This is a genomic window from Microcoleus sp. PH2017_34_RAT_O_A (assembly GCF_020737885.1).
Lineage (GTDB): Bacteria > Cyanobacteriota > Cyanobacteriia > Cyanobacteriales > Microcoleaceae > Microcoleus.
This window is the reverse complement of sequence record NZ_JAEQDD010000001.1, coordinates 298,601-322,198: the sequence shown is the minus strand read 5'-3', so window position 1 is coordinate 322,198 and position 23,598 is coordinate 298,601. Positions and strand designations below refer to the sequence as shown.

General features: G+C 45.5%; 20 protein-coding genes. 7 read left to right on the top strand and 13 right to left on the bottom strand.

From position 1 onward, the window contains the following. Positions 1-137 precede the first annotated feature (137 nt). Positions 138-440, top strand: coding sequence for a TMEM165/GDT1 family protein (locus JGK11_RS01375; RefSeq protein ID WP_293176024.1), 303 nt, complete (start codon positions 138-140; stop codon positions 438-440). Positions 441-519: 79 nt separating this feature from the next. Here JGK11_RS01375 and JGK11_RS01370 read toward each other — a convergent pair whose 3' ends face one another. Continuing rightward, complete coding sequence (locus JGK11_RS01370; RefSeq protein ID WP_293176026.1) at positions 520-1,026, bottom strand: DUF4149 domain-containing protein; 507 nt, start codon at positions 1,024-1,026, stop codon at positions 520-522. A gap of 265 nt (positions 1,027-1,291) precedes the next feature. Here JGK11_RS01370 and JGK11_RS01365 point away from each other — a divergent pair, with 265 nt between their 5' ends. Together JGK11_RS01365 and JGK11_RS01360 are read left to right on the top strand one after the other, a co-directional pair. Further along, entirely contained in the window at positions 1,292-1,612 is a 321-nt protein-coding gene (locus tag JGK11_RS01365) for a nucleotidyltransferase domain-containing protein (protein ID WP_293185527.1), read from the top strand. 281 nt (positions 1,613-1,893) lie between these two features. Continuing rightward, a complete protein-coding gene (locus JGK11_RS01360; protein ID WP_293185529.1) occupies positions 1,894-3,153 on the top strand; it encodes an MFS transporter in 1,260 nt (419 codons plus the stop codon). Positions 3,154-3,316: 163 nt separating this feature from the next. Here the strand turns inward: JGK11_RS01360 and hisIE are convergent, their stop codons facing one another. Further along, positions 3,317-3,967 (bottom strand): bifunctional phosphoribosyl-AMP cyclohydrolase/phosphoribosyl-ATP diphosphatase HisIE, encoded by a 651-nt coding sequence (gene hisIE / locus JGK11_RS01355; protein ID WP_293185531.1) that lies wholly within the window; start codon positions 3,965-3,967, stop codon positions 3,317-3,319. A 327-nt stretch (positions 3,968-4,294) separates the two neighbouring features. Here hisIE and hemL point away from each other — a divergent pair, with 327 nt between their 5' ends. Beyond that, the gene (hemL, locus tag JGK11_RS01350; protein WP_293185532.1) at positions 4,295-5,593 is read left to right on the top strand and encodes a glutamate-1-semialdehyde 2,1-aminomutase; all 1,299 of its coding nucleotides are present in this window, start codon (positions 4,295-4,297) and stop codon (positions 5,591-5,593) included. Between the two features lie 392 nt (positions 5,594-5,985). Here hemL and JGK11_RS01345 read toward each other — a convergent pair whose 3' ends face one another. The 7 genes from JGK11_RS01345 to JGK11_RS01315 all read right to left on the bottom strand — a co-directional run bounded on the left by JGK11_RS01345 (position 5,986) and on the right by JGK11_RS01315 (position 13,037). Then, positions 5,986-7,041 carry a tetratricopeptide repeat protein gene (locus JGK11_RS01345; RefSeq protein WP_293185533.1) on the bottom strand — a complete coding sequence of 352 codons (1,056 nt, stop codon included), beginning with the start codon at positions 7,039-7,041 and terminating at the stop codon, positions 5,986-5,988. Positions 7,042-7,508: 467 nt separating this feature from the next. After that, positions 7,509-8,285 (bottom strand): BMC domain-containing protein, encoded by a 777-nt coding sequence (locus JGK11_RS01340; protein ID WP_293185534.1) that lies wholly within the window; start codon positions 8,283-8,285, stop codon positions 7,509-7,511. 340 nt (positions 8,286-8,625) lie between these two features. Beyond that, positions 8,626-9,321, bottom strand: coding sequence for a carbon dioxide concentrating mechanism protein (locus JGK11_RS01335; RefSeq protein ID WP_293185535.1), 696 nt, complete (start codon positions 9,319-9,321; stop codon positions 8,626-8,628). A gap of 394 nt (positions 9,322-9,715) precedes the next feature. After that, complete coding sequence (locus tag JGK11_RS01330; protein WP_293185537.1) at positions 9,716-11,344, bottom strand: ribulose bisphosphate carboxylase small subunit; 1,629 nt, start codon at positions 11,342-11,344, stop codon at positions 9,716-9,718. Between the two features lie 204 nt (positions 11,345-11,548). Next, positions 11,549-11,854, bottom strand: a complete 306-nt coding sequence (locus tag JGK11_RS01325) for a EutN/CcmL family microcompartment protein (protein WP_293185538.1) — start codon at positions 11,852-11,854, stop codon at positions 11,549-11,551. Positions 11,855-12,275: 421 nt separating this feature from the next. Then, on the bottom strand, positions 12,276-12,617 hold the full coding sequence (locus JGK11_RS01320; protein WP_006635058.1) for a carbon dioxide-concentrating mechanism protein CcmK: 342 nt from the start codon (positions 12,615-12,617) through the stop codon (positions 12,276-12,278). A gap of 108 nt (positions 12,618-12,725) precedes the next feature. After that, positions 12,726-13,037 (bottom strand): carbon dioxide-concentrating mechanism protein CcmK, encoded by a 312-nt coding sequence (locus tag JGK11_RS01315; RefSeq protein ID WP_006635059.1) that lies wholly within the window; start codon positions 13,035-13,037, stop codon positions 12,726-12,728. A gap of 626 nt (positions 13,038-13,663) precedes the next feature. Here JGK11_RS01315 and JGK11_RS01310 point away from each other — a divergent pair. The 3 genes from JGK11_RS01310 to JGK11_RS01300 all read left to right on the top strand — a co-directional run bounded on the left by JGK11_RS01310 (position 13,664) and on the right by JGK11_RS01300 (position 18,811). Continuing rightward, the gene (locus JGK11_RS01310) at positions 13,664-15,538 is read left to right on the top strand and encodes an NAD(P)H-quinone oxidoreductase subunit F (RefSeq protein ID WP_293185539.1); all 1,875 of its coding nucleotides are present in this window, start codon (positions 13,664-13,666) and stop codon (positions 15,536-15,538) included. A gap of 417 nt (positions 15,539-15,955) precedes the next feature. Further along, complete coding sequence (locus JGK11_RS01305; protein ID WP_293189627.1) at positions 15,956-17,470, top strand: NADH-quinone oxidoreductase subunit M; 1,515 nt, start codon at positions 15,956-15,958, stop codon at positions 17,468-17,470. A gap of 174 nt (positions 17,471-17,644) precedes the next feature. Beyond that, positions 17,645-18,811 (top strand): CO2 hydration protein, encoded by a 1,167-nt coding sequence (locus JGK11_RS01300; protein WP_293210296.1) that lies wholly within the window; start codon positions 17,645-17,647, stop codon positions 18,809-18,811. Between the two features lie 271 nt (positions 18,812-19,082). Here the strand turns inward: JGK11_RS01300 and JGK11_RS01295 are convergent, their stop codons facing one another. From JGK11_RS01295 to JGK11_RS01280, 4 genes are all read right to left on the bottom strand, one after another. Beyond that, positions 19,083-19,415 (bottom strand): XisI protein, encoded by a 333-nt coding sequence (locus JGK11_RS01295; protein WP_293189565.1) that lies wholly within the window; start codon positions 19,413-19,415, stop codon positions 19,083-19,085. Continuing rightward, positions 19,403-19,819 carry an element excision factor XisH family protein gene (locus JGK11_RS01290; RefSeq protein ID WP_293189563.1) on the bottom strand — a complete coding sequence of 139 codons (417 nt, stop codon included), beginning with the start codon at positions 19,817-19,819 and terminating at the stop codon, positions 19,403-19,405. Before JGK11_RS01290 ends, JGK11_RS01295 begins: the two co-directional genes overlap by 13 nt. 205 nt (positions 19,820-20,024) lie before the next feature. Beyond that, positions 20,025-20,744: a PHP domain-containing protein gene (locus tag JGK11_RS01285; RefSeq protein WP_293185546.1), complete on the bottom strand. Its 720-nt coding sequence runs from the start codon at positions 20,742-20,744 to the stop codon at positions 20,025-20,027. Between the two features lie 226 nt (positions 20,745-20,970). Continuing rightward, positions 20,971-23,490, bottom strand: coding sequence for a bifunctional serine/threonine-protein kinase/ABC transporter substrate-binding protein (locus JGK11_RS01280; RefSeq protein WP_293210294.1), 2,520 nt, complete (start codon positions 23,488-23,490; stop codon positions 20,971-20,973). Positions 23,491-23,598 lie beyond the last annotated feature (108 nt).

Below are 23,598 nucleotides of genomic sequence, written 5' to 3'. Positions count from 1 at the left end.
AGCTTGCGGTGGAAAGAAACCGGGTTTCTGGCTAGATTTAGTCGTCAAACCGAAGATTTGGCAGAGAAACCGGGTTTATCGGAGGCTGTGGGTAAGTCGTATATTTGTACAAGAGCTAACTGATAACTAAAAAAAATATGGATTGGCAACTTTTAGGCATAACTTTTATTACGGTGTTTTTGTCAGAATTGGGTGACAAAAGTCAATTAGCTGCGATCGCCCTTGGTAGCAGTTGCAACTCGCCGCGGGCTGTATTTTTTGGTACGGCGTCGGCGCTGCTGCTGGCGAGTTTCCTTGGTGTTTTGGTTGGACAAGGTACGGCGGAGGTGTTACCGGAGAGGTTGGTAAAGACGATCGCTGCGATCGGATTTGCGGTGATGGGCTTGCGTTTGTTGTGGCCGAAATCTGAATTATCTGATGTGTCAGAAGAATCCGAATAAGAGGACACGGCAGTGCCGTTTCCCTACCCCAATTCATTGTAGGGAAACGGCACTGCCGTGTCCTAATTTTTATGGTTGATTAAACTTCGTTTTGGTAGCACCAGCCAAGCAGCGTACCGCCGACAGCCAACTTTAGCGCTTCCAAAACAAAATATCCTTGGTGCAGTGTATTCATGCCGGCGGGCACTTCTGCTGCGGAGTCGAACAGATTTAGCTGCATTCCCAAGGCGCTCATTTGAGGTGTGAGCCCGTAGGTGTCAATCAGGGCGATCGCCAGAAGTACCAATGATAATACGATTGCTGTGCGAGTACGCTTGCCGGAGTCACCCATTAAATTGCTCAAAACCATCAAACCCGTTGCTACGAATCCCGAACAGATTAACTCAACGCGGTTAAATCCCCAGAACATTAAATTTCCGGCTGTTGCAAAATCAGAAGATACCATCATGCCAGATACGTAGAGACTCGGCATAATAACTAGATCGATAATCAGGCTACCGCTGAGCCAGAAAATTAAGGCTACCATGACAATTGCTTGCCAGCGGGGTCTGATTGATTCTACTCTCGACGATGTAATAGCTGTCATAAAAATTAGACCCTCTAAAATTTTCTTCTGCCTTTTCTAGAGCTTAACGAACTTTTTCCTAAAATCGTGTTAAGTATTTTTAAATTAATGGTAACTTTTGTGTAACTGAATTAGAAGAATTGTTAAGCTTGTCGGCGAAAAGTAACAGTTGAAAAATTGTGGCGATCGCCAAAAACGATTGATAATTACTCATTCCAGCAATATACCGATCAAATTTATGTGTTATTATTACAGTTAAATTGCCAAATATCAAAGATATTAGCCAATGATTGAAATAAACAAAATTCTGGAATTAAGTGCGGCAATAGCCAATCAATTTAAACCAGAAAAAATAATTTTGTTCGGCTCTTACGCCTATGGGAATCCCACGAGCGATTCGGATGTTGATATGTTGGTAATTTTATCTTCAGAAGGTAATAATTTTCGCAAAACTTGGGAAATACTAAGTAAAATTCAACCGAAATTTGCTCTAGATTTATTAGTGCGAACTCCTGCTGAAATTGAACAACGGCTAGCTTGGAATGATTTATTTCTCAGGGAAATTATCGAAAAAGGAAAGGTGATTTATGAATCCGCTGACACTTGAATTCATCGAAAAGCTTGCAAACAAATACGGTTGAGGTTTGGTTTGACTCGACAATACCTAAATTATGCTTTAATTTTATTTTAATTCTTCAGTCTGCGGAGGCAGACATCGTTTATACATACCTGGTTTCAACCGCAGACTCTTATAAATATAGCCTTTCTCAAAAAAGTGATGTATGCCCGCTAGTCCTATGCCCTATGCCCTATGCCCTATGCCCTATGCCCTATCCCCTATCCCCTATCCCCATGAGTACCTCATCTTTCTGAGAAAGGCTATAATATATGCCTAAATTTCAATTCTCATCTTGGCTTCCCCGTCTCCCCACTCAAGTCTGGATTCTCGCCGCCGGCAGATTCCTCTCGCAAAGCGGTAGCGGCTTTACTTTATTTTACGCGCCGATCTTTTTTGTCGATCGCGTCGGCTTGTCTGCAACTGCTGTTGGGATTGGTTTGGGTAGCGGTTCAATCTCGGGAATATTCGGCCGCATTTTGGGCGGTTCTTTTTGCGATTCCCAATTTTGGGGAAGGCGGCGAACTTTATTGCTGGCGGCAATGATTTCGGCTGTCGCTTCTTTTCTGTTGGCGGCGACTCATGATTTTCCAGGTTTAGTGGCGGCTAATTTATTGATGGGTTTTGGTGTGGGTTTGTATTGGCCTCCAACGGAAAGTATGGTTGCAGATTTAACTGAGGGCGCACAGCGACAGGAGGCTTTTGCTGTGACGCGGCTTGCTGATAATTTGGGTTTGCAAGTTGGGATTATTTTGGGCGGTGTTTTGATTGCGGTAACGGGGAATTATCGATCGCTCTTTATGATCGATGGTATCTCGTTTTTAGTGCTGTTTGCGGTGGTTGCAAGTGCGATCGCAGAAACCTACAAACCAGCTAATTCAACGGATACAGGCAAAAAAAGTCTCAAAAATGGCTGGATGGTGGCGTTGGGCGATCGCACTTTGCTAGTCTATGCTTTAGTCAATACTCTGTTTACTCTCTACATTTCCCAAATTCAAACCACGATGCCGTTGTATTTTAGCAAGTTTGTGCAGGCGGGGACATCGGGAAGAGGCTTTTCTACGGGTACAATTACGGTTTTGTTTGCTTTTAGCACATTTTTAACTGTGGCTTTGCAGATGCCGATTGTTAAGGCTTTGAGGCGGTTTTCTCATCCCCAAGCTTTGATGATTTCGGCGCTGCTGTGGGGAATGGGGTTTATTGCGATCGGCTTGACGGGAATGGCTGCAACTGGCAATCTATTTTTAGCAGTTGTTGGCTTGACTTTTTTGTCGGTGGCAACGGTTGCTTATACGCCTTTTGCTTCGGCTTTGGTGGTGGATTTAGCACCGGAGTCTTTACGCGGCGTGTATTTAGCGGTTAATTCTCAGTGTTGGGCGATCGGCTATTTAATCGGCCCACCGCTGGGCGGTTTCGCTTTGGATCGAGGTAAATGGGCGGCGGATAATTTCTGGTTGGGCTTGGCTATTAGTGTGATACTGGCGATCGCAATTTTGCAAAAGGTCGATCGAATGTTAAAAAGTAGAATCTAATCATATCAAATAGAATAAATGGCGATTGATGTCAAATCCGTTGGCAATGGAGTAAGATTAAACGAACCGCGAAGGCGCTAAGGACGCGAAGGAAGAGAAAGAAGATGATCCGGTTCTTCCTTCGCGCTCTTTGTGTCTTCGCGGTTTAATCATTCCGATTAACTTATTTTCGCCGATCGCCCAATTTGCGATAAACCGCCCTCAAATCAACCTGATGGTGAGCCAAAGCAACCAAAGCGTGATAAAATAAGTCCGCAACTTCCCCGGCGATTCCGTCTTTATCATCATCTTTGCAAGCCATCACAACTTCCGCCGACTCTTCGCCAATCTTCTTGAGAATCTTGTTATCCCCGCCCTCGAACAACTTGCAAGTATAAGAAGTTTCGTTAGGATTGTCCCGTCGATCGCAAATTACGTCAAACAATTGAGATAACATATCCCCCGGCGGCGCCACAATTTCCCCGTCAACTTGGTGAAAACAACTTCTTTCACCCGTGTGACAAGCAATATCTCCCACTTGTTCGACAGTCACCAGCAAAGCATCGCTATCGCAGTCGTAACGCAGCCCTTTGACATTTTGAACGTGTCCCGAAGTCGCCCCTTTGTTCCAAAATTCGGCGCGAGAACGGCTCCAGAACCAAGTTTGACCAGTTTCCATGGTTTTTTGTAGCGACTCGCGATTCATCCACGCCATCATCAACACTGTGCCGTCTAAGTAATCTTGGACGATCGCAGGCACTAAACCGCGATCGTCATAACGGATCTTTTCAATTGGGATCGATCGGCTCAAACTAGATAAATCAGTACCAGACATAATTTTATTGCAGCTTTTCATATAAATTAACGCTTTCGTGTCGGATATTTTTTTTTATTAACCGCAGAGAGCGCAGAGGACACAGAGAGAAGAGAGGAGATTAGGCAAGTGATTGGCCAATTGTCAAGAACTATTTTACAAATTATTACAATTGAGACCTAGGAGTGCTAGTGCGACAAATCCTAAAAAACCCGAGCTAGTATTGCTACTGATTGGTTTGTATCCTAAAATCTACTACTATAGTTTCCTTGAATCGGCTTAGCCTTTAACCAGAAGTCGCTATATTAAGTATCCTACCAACAACAGACCTTCACTAAGGAGAAAACATTGGTTTCTACAACCTTGAAAACCACCAAATCAGAAGAAATATTCGCCGCCGCCCAGAAATTGATGCCCGGTGGCGTTAGTTCCCCCGTCCGCGCCTTCAAATCCGTAGGCGGACAGCCCATCGTCTTTGACAGGGTAAACGGAGCCTACATTTGGGATGTTGACAGCAACCAATACATTGACTACGTAGGTACTTGGGGCCCCGCCATCTGCGGCCACGCCCACCCCGAAGTCATCAAAGCCCTCCACGAATCCTTAGAAAAAGGTACGAGTTTCGGCGCACCCTCGCTGTTGGAAAACGTCCTCGCCGAAATGGTCATCGATGCCGTTCCCAGCATTGAAATGGTACGATTTGTCAATTCCGGTACCGAAGCTTGTATGGCCGTTTTGCGGTTGATGCGAGCCTTCACCGGGCGCGACAAACTGATTAAATTTGAAGGCTGCTATCACGGACACGCCGATATGTTCCTGGTAAAAGCAGGTTCCGGCGTGGCAACTCTCGGCCTTCCAGACTCTCCCGGCGTGCCGAAATCTGTCACCGCGCACACTCTCAACGCTCCGTACAATGATTTGGAAGCAGTCAAAGCTTTATTTGCCGAACATCCTGGCGAAATCGCAGGCGTGATGCTAGAACCTGTTGTAGGAAATGCCGGTTTTATTGTACCGGATGCAGGTTTTCTCGAAGGTTTGCGGGAAATTACCAAAGATAACGGTGCTTTGTTGGTGTTTGACGAAGTAATGACTGGTTTCCGCATCGCCTACGGCGGAGCTCAGGAAAAATTCGGTGTCACCCCAGATTTGACAACCTTGGGTAAGGTTATCGGCGGCGGTTTGCCCGTGGGAGCTTACGGCGGAAGGCGCGATATTATGGGGATGGTGGCTCCCGCAGGCCCGATGTATCAAGCTGGTACGCTTTCGGGAAATCCTTTGGCGATGACTGCTGGGATTAAAACTTTGGAATTGCTGCAAAAACCCGGCACTTACGAACAGTTGGACAGGATTACGAAAAAACTGTCCGAGGGATTGCTGAAAATTGGTAAGGAAGCGGGACACGCTGTTTGCGGCGGACAAATTAGCGGGATGTTTGGCTTGTTTTTTGCGGCGGGCCCGGTTCACAATTACGATGATGCGAAAAAGTCTGATGTAGCAAAGTTCGGCCGCTTTCACCGGGGAATGTTGGAGCACGGAATTTATCTCGCTCCTTCGCAGTTTGAAGCTGGATTTACTTCTTTGGCCCATACTGACGAAGATGTCGATCGAACTTTAGCAGCCGCGCGCGAAGTGATGGCTAGTATTTAAGGCTTTGCAGTCAGGAATGCAAGTTCTTAAAACTCAGAGATAAAAAATTAAAGTCCTGACTGTTTTTTGCAGTCAGGACTTTAATTTTTAACAAATAGCCAATCCGCGTTAAAAACCTCTCGGGGCTGTAGCAAAAGGCGAGAAACCCGGTTTCTACAAAATTTTGTGTTTAGTAATGAGAAATCTATGAAGAAACCAGGTTTCTGAGAATTTTTTATTTTTTCGACAACCTATTTAATAACTAATGACTAATGACTGCTATTCGATCGCGGGGACAGCACTATGACTAATGACTAATGACTAATGACTGCTATTCGATCGCGGGGACAGCACTATGACTACTGTCAACTGTCAACTGTCAACTGTCAACTGTCAACTGTCAACTGACTAATTTACTCATTAAGAAATTCACCTTCACAGATAATCGAGTCTCTGTTCTCCAAATCTTCTTGATTCCAAATCGCATTTAATGCTGCCGAACTTAAAGAACTTGAGATCGTATTTAATGTGGTGTTGTAGTATTCTACAGCATTATTAAGTTCCATCTGTGGGGCTTCTTTGAAATAGGAATTAATATCAGGCGTGCAGCGCTGGGCTTGATAGTACAAATAAGCTTCAGCATTAATACACATTACGTGGTAAAAATCCCTATTTGCTGTTGCAATATCTCCCAATTTGTACAGCGCTAAACCCCGGTTGAGATAAGCTTTAACGTAGTTGGGTTCGAGTTCCACTGCTTTGTTAAAGTCTTCAATCGCCAGCTCCATTTGTTTTAATTTATAGCGAACGCATCCTCTGTTATAATAGGCATAAACATTGTTGTGGTCGATGCCGAGTGCTGTGTTATAATCGGCGATCGCCTGGGTGTTGTCTCCTAATTGGTGATAACAGAGTCCGCGATTTATGTAAGCTTTGATATATCTTGGATTCAACCGTAGCGTTTCGTTAAAGTTCTCCGTTGCTGCTTGTTTTTCTCCCAAAAGGTAGTAAGCGCGGCCTCGGTTGTAATAGGTTTTATAATTTTGCGAATTGATCGAGAGAGCTCGATCGTAGTCTTCTATTGCTTCTTCGTAATGTCCTAAATTAGCAAGTACGAGTCCCCTGTTGTTGTAGATAGCGTGGCTGTCAGGCTTATTTACTAAAGCACAGTTGAGATCGTCAATGGCTTTTTCGTTTTCTCCGAGATGGCGCCAAGCATTGCCTCGATTCAAGTATGCCTCGAACAAATTAGGATTGATATCTAGTGCTTGGCTGAGGTCTGCGATCGCCTTTTGGTAGTCTTTCATATAATAGTAAACCAAGCCGCGATTGTTGTAAGCTTTGGCATCGGCGGGATTGACTTGCAGTATCTGATCGAAGTCCTCAAGTGCCGCTTCGTAGTTGCCTTGCTTGGCGCTGTGCAACCCGCGCTTATAAAAATGGTTGAGGTTCGATTCTTTGATGTTCATAGGTCAACTTTCATTCCTTGCTGGATTCTGGATTGATTCCTTTGCACTCAGTGTTGAGTTCGACAGAGGTTAATCTGTTGAAAGAGCATCCACACAGCACCCCGATTAACTCTTAACTGATTCCAGGAAATCTACCCGAAACAGGATTTTAGGTTTATCTTAACAGCAGTTAAATCCTGTTAAAAGAGCCTGTAGCTCGGCTGCATTTACTTCGTGAGTTCGATTTTTTACCCGATCGACTTTTGAGCAAAAATCGAGTTTTCGTTGGCGTTATCTGTCTCTAGATGCCGAGGCGATCGGCTAATCACCAAATTCAGCTTACGAGGCTGCGAGGCTACAAATCACTACACGTACTCTGTTCTGGTAAGATTTATATCTCGATTCTCAAATTGGTCTCAGTATTTTCCGCACCTAGTCTCTACAAACTTTTGTTGGGTAATTACCAATTCCCGATTACCCATTACCAATTAGCGATTGATTTCCTCTTCCACATAAACTCTCAATTTCTCCAAATCGGGAAGTTCGACCAATTCTTTTTCCTTTTCCTGAACAGAGATAGGCACCCTCACAGGTGTGCGCTGTTCTATCCAGCAACTCGCCAGCGGCAAAGTTTGTTCCAAATCTTCCAAAGGCCTGGGAATTACCATCACGGCGTTCAACTCGCCAATGCGCTCAGCTTCGTACATCCCGGCTTCTACGGCGACTGCGACATCTGCGACTGCACCGCGAATAATTGCCGTGCACAAACCGGCGCCAATTTTCTCGTAGGCGGCTAAGTGTACGTCGGCGGATTTGAGCATAGCATCGCAAGCGCCGACCATTGCGGGAAATCCCCGCGTTTCGAGCAAACCGATCGCCTGATTGCTCAGTCGAGAATAACTACCGCTTTCCGACAGTTGAGTTAGGCGAAAGCCGATCGGCAAAACCACTTCCAAATTAGCCAAAGGCCTAGCAATCACCAGCTTAGAAACAAACTGTCCGAATTGTTCGGCTGTCTGAGCTCCTGCTTCCACAGCCAAACGCACGTCGGAAATGCGCCCGCGGACGATCGCCGTACAGTGACCGGAACCTATTTTCTCGTATCCTACTAAAATGACCCCTGCGGACTTCAGCATCATGTCAGCAGTCCCGACAATTGCCGGAAAACTCTTGGTAGATACCAAGCCCAAAGCGGTGTCTTTGAAATATTCCTGGCGCTGCGATCGCCCGGAGTCACTGCTGTTACGATCTATTTGTCCGTCCATCTTCGATTACCCTTAGAAACTTCCAAAAATAAAAATTTGTTGATAGTTTTAGTGTCTCAGATGAGAAGACAAACTGCACGAGCTGCAAGATACATATTTATGCTGCAAGACCTTAAAAATTGCTGAGCTACAAATAATATGAGATTACCTATTTATATTTTTTTGATTCTTCCTTAAGCATAACTGCCTTTTGTAGAAATTACCATGCCCCAAAATGGATACCAGCACCAGACACTCATGAGGGTCGAGATCGAAAATTTAGACAATATTTTAACGTCTCAGATTCATCTGTGGAATAAATCTCAAATCGAAAAATGGAAAATCTCAAATCCAATGACCTCTATCCGGTACCGCCCGAGAGAGTTTGACCGTTGTCCTGCGATCGATTAAAAGCTTGTCGGTGCGGAAACAGCGTCCCCAGCAACTGATTGATGTGAGCTTGACCGTACAGAATAGTTGGGACTTCTCCTGGTTGGGGAGGCGGATTGGCGGCGGTTTCTGGTGATGGATCTGGGGCTGTCTCTGGCGGTGTTTGAGGCTGTGTTTGGGCGGGTTCGGGCGGGTCGTCGATCGGGCGATCGACGGTTGGTTCAACTGGTGGCGTAGTGCCTGTGGGGGTTTCCGGTGCAGCGGTTTGGGCTTCTGCGGTTTCTGCGGTTTCTGCGGTTGGTTCTGCTGCGACTCGGCGGCTGGTATCTCCGATCAGAGAACCTGCGGGCAAAATTTGCATTTGGTCGATCGCAGGATTAATCAGCGTTGTTCCCGCGCCAATACAGGCATTTGCGCCAATCTTCCCCGCACCTACCACCAACACTCCTGCACCCAGCATTGCGCCCGCCTCGATTTCGAGAGTACCTTCGCGGGCGTGAAGAATCACTCCCATACCGATACAGGCACCGGCGGCGATCGAGATCCGGCTACCCGGATCTGCTTGGAGGATGACTCCTGGGGCGATCGCCACACCTTCATTCACAACTACATCGCCACTCAGGAAAATCTGAGAGTTGCTACTTAATTGCAGTGGCGATAAATACATTCAACTTCACCTTGAAATGAGCTATGATTTTAGATAAAACGACTTTAATTTATCGCTTTTTAGAATGATTTCTTTAACTCTATCAATCTAATAAACGATTATTTACTAATAATGAAAAGCTCGATTTGGACTTACAAATTACCCGAAATAATTGGTTGAAAGCCGGAAGCCTTTTAAGGAGAAATTAAAATCAGACGATTCATTACTCCAATCCCATTTCTTCTTTTGTCAACCTGTCAACTGTCAACTGTCAACTGTCAACTGTCAACTGTCAACTGTCAACTGTCAACTGTCAACTGTCAACTGTCAACTGTCAACTGTCAACTGTCAACGGATTCTCCCGCTAGCCCAACGCGAGCACTTAACGGGAGAAAGCAGCTAATTACCTGACAAATTATGGTCGTTGGATAATTTCTTCGAGTACCCGGCGCTTGGCCTTGGAGTCGATACCGAGCAAGCGGACGTAATCGCCACTGTGTTCTGTCATACAGCTTTCGAGAGCCGAAATTACTTCGGATTCGCGGTTGGTGGCGATCGGCGCGCAACTGCTCCAAGAACCTGTGCGGAAACGGCGCGCGTCGGCGTGTTCCGTGCCAATTTTGTAGCCTTGGGAAAGCAGGTTGCGGATTTGGTCGATCGTCTTGCCGGTCAACTTTCCACTTCCAGCCGAACCAGTCGTCGTGGCTTTGAATGCTGATGTTGCACCCGGTTTAGCCGATTGAGCCACAGGGCCATCGGGACGCTGAATCAGTTCTTCAACTACGCGGCGCTTAGCTTTCGGGTCAATCCCGATCAAGCGCACGTATTCGCCCGGATATTGGTTCATCACAGATTCTAAAGCGGCGATCGCCTCAGATTCGTTTCTGACTTGCAGCGAAGCCCCGCTTTGCCAAGAACTGGTGCGGAAGCGGCGCGCGTCGGCGTGTTCTGTGCCAACCTTGAAGCCTTGAGCTAGCAAGCCGCGAACTTGAGCCACTGTTTCCGCGCTCAATTTGCTGGATGCGGAACCGCCATTTTGATAGGCAGTTTGTGCAACTTTACCGTTAGATTTGTGAGTTGTGGCGCCGTTACCGTTAGAGCCGTTTTCTCCCGGTCTTTGGACGATTTCTTCGAGTACGCGACGCTTGGCTTTGGTGTCAATCCCGATCAAGCGGACGTATTCTCCTTGGTGATCGGCCATACAAGCCGACAAAGCTGCGATTACTTCAGAGTCGCGAGTTGAGGAAATTGGGCCGCAAGTGCGCCAAGAACCGGTACGGAACCGACGGGCGTCGGCATATTCCGCTCCCACGCTGTATCCTTGGGCTAGCAAATTGCGGATGCTATCGGCTAGAGAGGAACTCAATTGGGTGCCGGCATAGGTAGAATAATTCATTTGAGTGATATTTGAGTTTTTAGCTTGCTCGTTGCGAATTGGTGCTAGACAAGCGATGTTGTCAGCGCAGCGATAACCCGTTCTCAGAGCGTCATTGATGCCGATGACGTGGGTCGCAAATTTAACATCTGAATCTTGAACGTCAGGCAGGCGATCGGCTTGCTGCTGATTAGTGATGATGGCTCCCGAAGGTATGTACTTACCGGGAGGAATCTCCACATCTTGAATTAATACGTGCATCATGACAATGCAGCCGTTGCCCACTCTGGCATTGAACACCGTAGAGCGAAAGCCGATAAAGCACTCGTCGCCCACGTATGCCGGGCCGTGAATTAAACTCATGTGGGTGAGGGAAGTATTTTTCCCCACCCACACAGAATAGGATTTGTCGTCGTCTCCTGTGACTCGGCCTTGTTCTAAACCGTGAATCACTACTCCGTCTTGAATGTTGCTTCCTCCTCCGATATAAAAAGGAGTGCCTTCATCGGCGCGGATAGATGTCCCGGGGGCAATCATCACATTAGAACCGATATGCACATCCCCAATAATGTTAGAAAAGGAATGTACGTAGGCGGTGTCATGAATTTTGGGCTCAGCCAAGTTTTTCGACCAAGGCGTCGGGGGAGCCGCAACGTTGCGGACTGCCATAAATTAAGTTCTCCTAAAACTGAAAATTTTTTTTAGTTGTTAGTTGTTAGTTGTTCACTGTCAACTGTCAACTGTCAACTGTCAACTGCCAACTGTCAACTGTCAACTGCCAACTGTCAACTGTCAACTGTCAACTGCCAACTGCCAACTGCCAACTGCCAACTGCCAACTGTCAACTGTCAACTGTCAACTGTCAACTGTCAACTAGCGGTACGGGTCGTCTTTTTTACTGTAAATGAGGCGATTTTCTACATTGACAGTATCTATAATGCCTACTACCAGAGCATCGATCGGACGGTTTTCGCTCCCTGGCGCGATCCGGGCCCCGCTGCCGCGGGTGACTAAAACCCATTCATCTATACCAGCGCCCACACAGTCAGCGGCTACTTCATAGCCGGGAACTGGCGAACCTTCTTCATCGATGAATTGCAGCAGTAGAAATTTCGATCCTCTCAGCGTCGGCTCTTTTTGGGTACTGACAACTGTGCCGAGAACTTTGGCCATTTGCATTTTAGGTAATAGGTAATAGGTAATTGGTAATTGTCATTTTTACACCGTCACTTGTCTTTTTTTTATGAGTTTTTTTTAGTCTAATTTCTGCATAAAATAGTAGTTTCTTCTACTAACTAATGACTAATGACTCATAACTCATAACTCATGACCCGTAAAACAAACGGATACAAGCTCTAGACGATTTTGACTGTCGATTCCAAAATCTTAGATTTAAACTTAAATCTCCCAGATTAATCTGTGGAGTCAATTTTAAAATCTAAAATCTAAAATCTAAAATCTAAAATCGACTGACTAATAACCAATATCCCATGACTACCTCAATTAAAAATTAAAAATATTAAATCAAAAACATCGCGATTTTTAATTTTTAATTTTTAATTTTTAATTACCAAACGCCCCTAACAGCCTCGGGCTTGTATTAAGATCTGTTGAGAGGACGAATGCCGCTCACGCCTTCGCGGAACTGTTCTACAGCTTCGGTGTAGCGAATGGGTAGCACGTATTCCAAGTTTTCGTGAGGGCGGGCGATAATGTGGGTGGACATCACTTGTCCGCCGTTAACGCGCTTCACTGACTCTACTCCGGCGGCTACGGAAGCTTGCACTTCCGAGACATCTCCTCTTACAATGACAGTAACGCGAGCGCTACCGATTTTTTCGTATCCTACCAAGGTGACGCGGGCTGCTTTGACCATCGCGTCAGCGGCTTCTACAACTGCGGGGAAGCCTAAGGTTTCGATCATGCCAACTGCAATTGCCATTGGTTTTACTCCTGATTGAATATTTTGGGAACTAAACTGTAAATTTTTGACGATCGCGCTGCTTTTCGTCAAACGTTTCGTCAAACGAATTTTTAGCGCGCTAAGAACTTAGTAGCCTCGGAACTGCTCTACTGCTTCTGTATAACGAATTGGTAGAACGTATTCTAGGTTTTCGTGGGGGCGAGCGATGATGTGGGTAGAGACGACTTCTCCGCCGTTCACCCGCTTGACGGATTCCACTCCTGCTGCAACTGAGGCTTGGACTTCCGACACGTTGCCGCGCACAATTACGGTGACGCGAGCGCTGCCGATTTTTTCATAGCCCACGAGGGTAACGCGAGCAGCTTTAACCATAGCGTCGGCAGCTTCCACAACAGCGGGAAAACCTTTTGTCTCAATCATTCCCACGGCAATTGACATTTTTGAATCTCCAAGTTGAGGATTAGCGGAATTACCGTAACAAATCTTTGAGAAATCTAAAAATTTGGACGGGGAGGCCCACATTATTTAGGAATGCAGTGTAAAGCTTCCTATCCTTATAGAATAGGGGAAGCTGTCCACCTTGACAATATAAACTAACATCATAATGTTTAATAACAAAAATTAAATTTTTTTATGTTACTTCAAATATTTTAATATTTATTTAATAATCTTAATATATAGAGGAGTAGATGCGGGCGGCGAGCAGGCAGTCAAGTGAGCATAAATACCTGTAAACTAGAGTTCGGTGGGTAAAAGCTGGGGCGATCGGTTTTAGGAAATTTGGGGATTTCCAAAGGGGGATCGCGGATAAACTGGCAAAAAAAGCTGTCTTGACTCATCTGCGGGCATTTTTTTTCTGTGAGTGCCGATGCTGAGAAAACTATAATTTTGTCTTGACATAATTCTCAGTTTTGATGTTTTAATGTATAGTTAATTTTGGGTGCAAATTATTTTGCTAAAGCTATACGATCGGGTTTAGTCAAAGTTTTACGTTGTGGCGCGATCGCCCGGAACTGCCTTTGTATAAAGGTAGCCGGTAATTTGAAGTTTAAGGAATAAATTAAATGACAGAATTTCTCCTCCAAACCTGTTGGTGGATACCTTTATATGGCTTAATAGGCGCGATTCTAACTTTGCCGTGGTCTACGGGAACCGTTCGCACAACAGGGCCAAGACCTGCGGCTTACTTCAATTTACTGATGAGTGTGTTGGCTTTCATCCACGGGTCAGTGATTTTTACAGCAACTTGGGATCGAGCGCCCCAACATTTGCTCCTCCACTGGGTGCAAGCAGCAGATTTAGATTTGTCTTTTGCCATAGAAATCTCCACGACCAGCGTCGGAGCAATGGAGCTAGTGACAGTTTTGAGTTTGCTAGCACAAATTTACGCTCTCGGCTACATGGAAAAAGACTGGGCGCTAGCTCGATTTTTTGGGCTGCTAGGTTTTTTTGAAGCGGCAATTAGCGGGATTGCGATTAGCGATTCGCTGCTGCTAACCTACGGTTTGCTGGAAGTGCTGACACTCTCAACTTATTTGCTAGTCGGGTTTTGGTACGCTCAACCGCTGGTAGTGACGGCGGCTAGAGATGCGTTTTTAACCAAGCGTGTAGGAGATGTACCGCTGCTGATGGGAGTAGTGACGCTTTCAACTTTAGCCGGAAGTTTGAATTTTTCTGATTTAGAAGAATGGGCGGAAACTGCAACTTTATCTCCTTTAGTTGCGACTCTTTTAGGCTTGGCTTTAATTGCCGCACCTACAGCCAAGTGCGCTCAATTTCCGTTTCACCTGTGGCTCGACGAGGCGATGGAAGGGCCGAACCCGGCTTCGATTATGCGGAATACGGTAGTTGTGGGTGGTGGGGCTTATGTTTTGATTAAACTTCAGCCTGTTTTAGCGCTGTCCCCGATAACTGGTTTGGTGCTGGTGGTTTTGGGTGCGGTGACGGCTGTTGGGGCTTCCTTAGTGGCGATCGCCCAAATCGATATCAAAAGAACACTATCGCATTCTACCAGCGCTTCTATGGGTTTAGTGTTTATCGCGGTCGGGCAGAATCACGTTGACATTGCATTGCTGCTGCTGTTCGCGCACTCGATCGCCAAAGCACTATTATTCATGAGCATAGGGTCAGTAATTGTCACAACCAACACTCAAGATTTAACAGAAATGGGTGGGTTGTGGTCAAAGATGCCCGCCACGACAATGGCTTATTTAGTTGGCGCTGCGGGGATGGTAGCCCTATTGCCGATGGGCAACTTTTGGGTAATGCGACGGTGGCTGAACGGTTTTTGGACAGTGCCATTGTGGTTGGTAGTTGTGCTGCTGTTAGTTAACGGTTTAACTGCGCTCAATTTAACTCGCGTATTCGCCTTAGTATTTGTCGGAAAACCGCAACCCAAAACTCGCAGAGCACCCGAAGTCGGTTGGCCGATGGCTTTGCCGATGGTAATTTTGACGGTGATTGGGCTGTTAGTGCCTTGGATGTTGCAGCAGTGGCAACTTTTAATTAGTTGGACTGGGCCTTGGGCGGAAACTGGGGATTTTGATAGTTTAAATTTGCTGTTGAAGACTCTGGATACTCCACTGTTGGTGTTATCTGGCTTGATTGGGGTTGGGGCTGGCGTGGCGATTTATTGGTACAACGTTTTACCTCGACCGGTACGACTGCCGATTCCAGCGGTGCAGGATTTGTTTGCTTACGACTTTTATATCGATCGAGTTTACCGCTTGACTGTGGTTTGGGCCGTAGCTTCTATTGCGAAAGTCAGCGCTTGGACTGACAAGTATGTAGTAGATGGGGCGGTGAATTTGTTCGGTTTTGCCACAATTTTCAGCGGTGAAGGTTTGAAATACAGCGGCACCGGTCAATCGCAGTTTTATGTGTTGACTATTGCGGGGGGAGTTGCGGCGTTACTGGCGCTGATTATTTGGCAATTCTAAACCGCAGATTTTGGTGGATGAACGGGGATAAACGCAGATAAATTGTTTTTGGTTTGTCTGCTTTGTCCCTAGTTTTATTCAAAGTCGATCGGCCACAATTCTATAACCGGAACTTCCCAACCGGGTAAAAGTTCGGGCAGTGAAATTATGTCGTAGTGCTGTCGCCCCCGAGCGAGTATTGTACACCTTGCTCGGGGGGGACAGCACTCCCAGAAAAGATATTTTTTGCAAAAATGAGATGCTCCCATTTAACTTGCAAATCTTCTCGATCTGTAAGACTAGAAGTCATAGGAGGATTTTCGAGAAATTTGCATCTATTGTAATAAGAAAATTAACCGATCGCTATTTTATGCAGTGGCTTTGGGTTAATCTTAAATATAGTTCTAAATATTGTGTAATAAAGGAAAGTTTTAATTGATGCTCAGTGCTTTAATCTGGATACCAATGTTGGCGGCCGCCCTGATTGGGTTTTGGCCCGGTGCGATCGCCTCTAAAATAGTTCGGAATGCCGCGATCGCCATTGCGGGTGTAACTTTTATTCTATCGGTGTTTGTGGCAGCTCAGTTTGATGCCAACAGCAGTCAATTACAGTTTTCGGAATTTATTCCTTGGATCGATGATTTGGGATTTAATTACAATCTCGGCGTTGATGGTTTGTCTCTGCCCTTAGTAATTTTAAATACCCTACTGACAGGTGTAGCGATTTACGCTACGGATGAGGCGATCCGCAGACCTCGACTTTATTATTCTTTGATGCTGTTAATTAGTGGCGGCGTCACCGGAGCTTTTTTATCTCAAAACTTGTTGCTATTTTTCCTGTTTTTCGAGGTAGAACTAATTCCGCTTTACCTGTTAATTGCAATTTGGGGAGGCGAGCGCCGAGGCTATGCCGCTACTAAGTTTTTAATCTATACGGCATTTTCGGGAATAGTATTGCTGGCTGCTTTCTTGGGTGTAGCTTGGCTCAGCGGTGCTTCTAGTTTTGATATGGTTGGTGCAGCCGGTGCATCGCATTTGGAAGGAGGCTCGCCGTTGCCTTTGGTCAGACAAATTGTGTTGCTGGCAGGGATATTGCTCGCTTTTGGGATTAAGATTCCATTAGTGCCTTTTCATACTTGGCTGCCAGATGCTCACGTAGAAGCTTCGACTCCGGTTTCGGTGCTGCTGGCGGGGGTGCTGTTGAAGCTGGGAACCTACGGGATGCTGCGCTTTGGTTTGGGTTTGTTCCCGGATGCGTGGGCGGTGGCTGCGCCTTGGTTGGCGAGTTGGGCGGTGGTGAGTGTGCTTTACGGGGCTAGTTGCGCGATCGCCCAAAAAGACATGAAAAAAATTGTAGCTTACAGTTCGATCGCGCACATGGGCTACATTTTGTTAGCTAGCGCCGCAGCTACTGAGATTAGTATGATAGGAACTGTGTTGCAAATGGTTAGCCACGGTTTAATCTCCGGGTTGCTATTTTTGAGTGTCGGGATTGTTTACAAAAAATCCGGCAGTCGCAACATAGATGTGCTCAAAGGTTTGTTCAATCCCGATCGCGGTTTGCCGGTAATTGGCAGTTTAATGATTGTCGGTGTAATGGCGAGTGCCGGCATTCCCGGGTTGTCGGGATTTATTGCTGAATTTTTGATATTTAGGGGCAGTTTACCAGTGTTTCCGATCCAAACTTTGCTCTGCATGATCGGGACTGGTTTGACTTCAGTTTACTTTTTAATTATGGTCAACCGCGCCTTTTTCGGGCGCCTTTCCGATTTGGTGGTGAATTTGCCGCAAGTCCGCTGGGGCGATCGCATTCCTTCGCTAGTTTTAGCCGTAATCATCACCATCATGGGATTGCAGCCGGGAGTTTTAGTGGCTTTGAGTGAGAAAACTGCGATCGGCTTAGTATCGACTGTACCCGCACAAGTTAAACAAGTTGCTCAAAACTTGGAGTGAAATCTTTCATAGGTATGTAGTTGCGCTTGAGCGCCGGCCGGCGAAGAGAGCAACTACAAACCTAAAACATAGTTATTCAATGTAGTTGTGCGTTGACTCGCTCTCATGAACCCTCAAGCGCAACTACGAACCAAAGCTAAAACATAGTTATTCAATTAAGGTTGAGGAAATCAAATGACAAGTACCGTATTAAAACCATCTTCCCATCCCCTATCCGCCTACATTGACATCTTGGAATCAGGCAAAGCTTTACTTCCAGAATCTACCGAAAATGTAGTAGAAGTGGTTGGAGTTCTCAAAAGTTACGCCATAGTTCTTGATGCGTATTCTCGCAATCTTAACTACATCGCAGAAGAACAATTTTTAGTGCTTTTCCAGTTTTTTAAATATTTCAACGGAGAAGTGACAGCGCCGAAATTACTGCGCTATTTGTGGCACGATCGCATAAATTTTGAGTATGCCGAATATTGCATGAGAACCATGATGTGGCACGGCGGCGGCGGTTTGGACAGTTATTTGGATACTCCAGAATTTAGCAATTTGGCCGAAAAGGCGATCGCAGCTAAGTTAAAAGGCAACTTTTTGATGCAGGGACTCCACAAAGCATTCCCAGAGTTTTTACCCGAACAAGTGCGGATGTTGGCTTATTACACGGGTTTGGGGCAGTTTTGGCGGGTAATGAGCGATTTATTTATCGATTTGTCCGATCGCTACGAAGCCGGTACAATTAAGTCGATCGCAGAGATAGTAGATTTCGTCTTAGCCGGTTTAGTAAGCGCCGCAGCCCTACCAATCACCTACAGCGTCAAGATTCGCGGCGAAGTCTACGATATCCTGCCCGCATCGGCCAACTTGACATTTTTAGCAGATGTAGCAGTACCTTATGTAGAAGCAGTTTTCTTTAGAGGAACAGCTTTTTTTGGCACAGTTTCCTACAACGCCCAAGCACATCAAATCCCAGAAGAACAAAAAGAATTTAGCTACGGGGCTTTGTTTGCAGATCCTTTACCCATCGGAGGTGCAGGAATTCCACCAACTCAATTGATGCAAGATATGCGGCATTATCTGCCCGATTATTTGCACGAAATTTATCGAACTAGCTGTCGCGGTGAAGACGATTTGCGCGTACAAATTTGCCAAAGTTTTCAGAAGTCGATGTTTTGCGTGACAACAGCGACTATTTTCGGTTTAGCACCTCATCCGATGAACACCTCCGATCCTGAGGAAAAAAAGGCTAATCGGGCTTATTTAGAAGGTTGGATGGATCGATTTGGCACTTCTCGCTTGGATTGGGCAAATCAGCCAACTATCAGGGCTTGTCAGTTGTTCCCGGAACGTTAGTCAGTTGACAGTTGACAGTTGACAGTTGACAGTTGACAGTTGTCATTATTCATTAGTCATTTGTTGTTTGGTAATAACGAATGACTAGACCTCTTGAAAAAATAGCTGGGACGGGCAAGATGCCCGTCCCACAAAAAGTTTTTTCTCTTGTGGGATGGGCCGGAGAACCCGTCCGAAAATTTGATTAAAAGGACTTTTGCAAGAAGTCTACTAATTCCCAATGCCCAATGCCCCATGCCCAATGCCCCATGCCCAATGCCCAATTCCCAATTTATCCTACTGCAAATTCAGTTAAATGTCGCCAGTTAGGCGGGTCAAAAGCCAGTATAATATCTTGTTTGGGAACTCCTAATTCAACAAGTTCGTTAGCAATACCCACCTCAGTACCATCCTGCTGAATCCAGATTTTATTATCTATAATATCCAAGTGCAAAACAGGGCCATAAATTCGCTGCTGATTGCGCCAGCCCACATAGATTAATTGATAATGATCGCGAGTGGTATCAAAGATAGTTTGAGCCTGAATGCGCTCATCCCAAACCAGACTGGCGTGTTGGGAGAGCAGATTTTGGATGTGTTGCCGATAAAGGTCTACATTTCCCATTGTGCAATCGCCTCCTGTTCTGTATTATAAACAATCAAATGGATTTGATTTTGTTGAACCACAGACCGAATAAACCCTGTTGTGAAAAAACTATCGTAGACATTGCTAGGTACTGCTAGGTATAAAATTCGGTCAACTTCCTGTTTTTCTAAAGCTGCTCTATAACTAATAAATTGTCCTAAAGCTGTGTAAAATTGGGAAATTTTAGATGGGCCAATAAAGCTTTTGATTTCAACGGCAATTTTCTGTCCGTCTTTTTGGGCCGCAACCACCTTTTCGGCACCCAAGTCGATGTAAAGTTCTAGAGTTCCTGCTTGTAAAATGTATGGATCGTGAGTGATCTGCCATCCATCTTTCTGGAGAGCGGTTTTAACGACTTCGTGAAAGATATCTTTAGCAGGCACGGCTTTACTAACTCTCTGTGTTTAATATCTGGATAGTTGTATTTTAACTCAGATTCAGCACCCAGATGACAATTCGAGTTCGGAATCTGGGTTGTAGGATTTGTGAGAGTGAGAAAACTTTGACTTGTGGCTTGTGACTTTGGACTGTCACGCACTGTTTCCCAATTCCCAATTCCCAATTACCAATTCCCAATTCCCAAAGTATCTAGATTCGGACAAGAAGACTCAGGCCGTGAGAATCAGTTCCACAAGTTCCCAGCAAACCATAGGTTTCAGCTAAATCTTTGACTAAAGCAGTTTGTTTGGGACTCGGTTTCCAAGGATTAGGATTACCGTAAGCATAGTAAATTTCTACGCCGTCAATGCCAAGACGGGCTGCTTCTGGGATTAGTTGATCTGCGATCGATCGATACCGGCAAGGATGTGCTAGAACTGCTAAACCTCCTGCTTCCTGAATCGCTTCAATTACCCTGGCTGCGGAATAAGAAGCGTGGCCTTCAGTGCCTTTACCTCGCAAGTAAGGTGTGAGACTGGGATGTTCAGGATCGAAGGCGTAAGCGAGAATGTGTACGTCGTTTTTGAGCAATTCAGCGTTAATTTCAGCGCCAGTCCAAAGAGTCGGCGCTGCGGTAGTCCTGTCGGGATGCTTTAATTTCCAGTTATCCAGCCAAATTTGAGCTTGAACGTAGCCTTTGGTGCTGTGGTGATCGGTGATAGCGAAGCCTTTGAGGCCGCCTGCGATCGCAAGTTCCATCAATTTCTCGGGCTTCAATCGCCCGTCGGAGTAGACTGTGTGCATATGGAAGTTATAGGAACCCGGACAGCTATCGGCATCAATCGTCTGCAAGACTTGTTTGAGTGCCGAGATATTCTGGGATTCTGGTTTGAGGCTAGAACTTGTTGAGGGAGCGAGATTGACCGTCATAAGCATTATTATAAAAAAAACTAGCTTTGTTAACTATATCTAATTTTTTCTTTAAATGTTGGGGGCTGATACCCACAGGTACTTTCAACAGTTGACAGTTGACAGTTGACAGTTGACAGTTTGAGAGAAACCTCTACCCTTAAGTCTGAGGATTGAAGTAATGAATAGTCTGAGTTTAATTTCTCCCGGGCGGGCGGGCTTTCAACCAATTCTTTCTGGCAAAGCGTTAGTCGCACTTTAAACCTGCGGCGGCGGCTGTCGGAAATTCGATCGGCACAAACGTAACACCAAATTGTTCTCTAGCACACGGAACAACGTGCGCTAAAGCTTTAGGAGGGTTTTTCCGATTTCCAGTTGTCAAGTCAAACTCAATTATACCCGTGGCACCGTCAGCTTTAAAGTCTGGAGATGCTAAGGTTTTTTGCATTCCTTCACGGCTGGGTTCTGGCTGTAATTCTAGGGATTTAATCAGCGTTTTAGCGGCATCGTAGGTTAAAGCCGATCGAGTATTGACTGGGCCTCCCCACAATTTTTCAGCATTAACTGGAAACTTTTTATCAAAACTGATTAACGGATGCCAAAACACGGATACGGCGAGTTTTTCAACAGACTTTACCTGTTTTACTGCTTCTAAAGTTCTCGGATCGTATAGAGTCCAAGGGCCAACAATCCAATTGAGACCATCGTTGATTTTAATCATATCGAGCGCGTGTTCGAGAGAATTAGTGACTTGACCGTCGGGAAAGAGAGCTATGGCTGTTATTTTGGCTTTCTCAACTTCTTTGATAGCTGCTTCGGCGTTAAAATCATTTTTAGATAAGTCGTAATTACTGGATCTAAAAGTCGAACCTCCTTCGGCTTCAAATTGCTTTTTGAATTCTTCCCACAAAGATGCGCTAAACGGACTATTGGGATTGTAAAAAACGGCAACTCTTTTTTGACCGACTTTAATCAGTTGATTTACTAAGCCTTCAGCTTCTTTGCTAGTTGTTGGGGCTGTCCGAAAGAAAAATTTCCGAGGTTTGCGCGTTAGTTCTTCTGTTGTGCTTCCCGGAGAAATGAGGGCCAGTTTATTTTGATTGTAAATATCTACTGTTTCTACCGTCATGTCACTGGTGTAGTGTCCGATGACTGCTAGAATATTTGGTTGAGTGACTAGGTAATTTGCCCTTTGAACTGCGTAGGATTTGATATTGGCATCATCAGCAATGATTACTTTTAGACCTTTTCCTTTAATCGATTTTGCTTCGAGAAAGCCTTGACCGGGAAAATCTCGTTCGCTGTTATTTGCAGACAGAAGACCTAAATTAACTTCGGTTTGAGCTTGACCAATACCGCGCAGCAGTTCTTCGGCTAAACTTGCATTGACTATAGTTCCTGTCCCGTCCTGATTTCTGCGAATGGGAACAACAATTGCGATGGTATAATACTCTGCACCTATCGCCTCTAGCAGAGCATTGTTGGTGTAAATTAAAGTTTCTGGATCTCTGCGGTCTTCCTGCCAGGACTGTTTGAACAATTTTAAAGCTTCAGGATAATTTGGTTCCGCAAATTCATTTATTGCCCTTTGTTTTGACCACATGGCGGCGGTTTTTACTAGGAGTTTTTCGCCGGAACTTACACCATCTGGGGAGGGTGCAGGTGAGGCTGTAGGTAGGGTCGATTGCGGGGAATTTTTATGGATTATCGGGGATTTTTTGATGTTTGAAATTACGATCGCCCCTGCGGCAATTACCGCAACACCCAACAGCAGCCAGCGAAAGCGCGATCGCCCCTGCGGCGGAGTTTGGCCTGACTCGGGTTCTTTGCTCGGTGGCGAATCCTGGTTTGGCGAAACTTCATCAGAATCAGACGCTCCCAAATTCGGCGCAGGTTCGAGTAATAGAGGCGATCGCATCGCGTTCAAGTCTCGCAAAACCTCAGTCACAGATTGATATCGATTTATTCGATAGTGGAAGCGAACCATCCGATCGAGAATATTTTTTAGATTATCACTCACTGGTAGCGGAGTGCGATCGGACGTGGAGTCATGCCAGATAATTTCACCAGCACCATCGTAGTTTTTGAGCTCTGTGGGATGCTTCCCGGTGAGAACTTGAATCACGATCATCCCTACGGAGTAAATATCATTACCAGCATGGGCAGTACGCCCATTTGATTGTTCCGGAGACATATAACCGCTGGTGCCGATCGCCTGCGATGTGAATATTCTACCTGTAGAGTCAGCAGTCAAAGTGCTGATTTCTTTGACAGCCCCAAAATCAATTAAAACAATTTTGTTATCTGTTGTGCGCCGAATTAAGTTAGAAGGTGTAATATCGCGATGAATAATATTTTGTTTATGGACGAACTTTAAAATTTCCAGAATTTCCAGCAACAAGGCGATCGCCCGATCCTCTTCCCACTGTGTACCTGGAGTGAGTTCTTCCTTGAGCTGATGTCCTTCAATGTATTCTTGAATTAAGTAAAAATGGTCGTTTTCTTCAAAGTAAGCGAATAATTGGGGAATGCACGGGTGATTGCCGAGACAGCGCAAAGCACTAGCTTCCTTTTCAAATTGCGTCCTTGCCTTCTCCAAGACGTGCGGAGCATTCGATGAAGGAAAAGGAATTTCCTTAACAACGCACTCGGGATTTCCGGGTTTGGCTAGATCGTTAGCCTTGTAGGTAATCGCAAACCCTCCCTGTCCCAATTTCTTGATAATTTGGTACCTTTCGTGAAGGATATACCCTGGCTCTAGACACATATATTTTTCAGCACCTGTTGACTGGCTCCGGTCTTTGATGTTGATTATACGCTTTTTTGTTCCTAGATACACTTTGGCAACATATCAAGTTCGTCTGTGCCCATATCA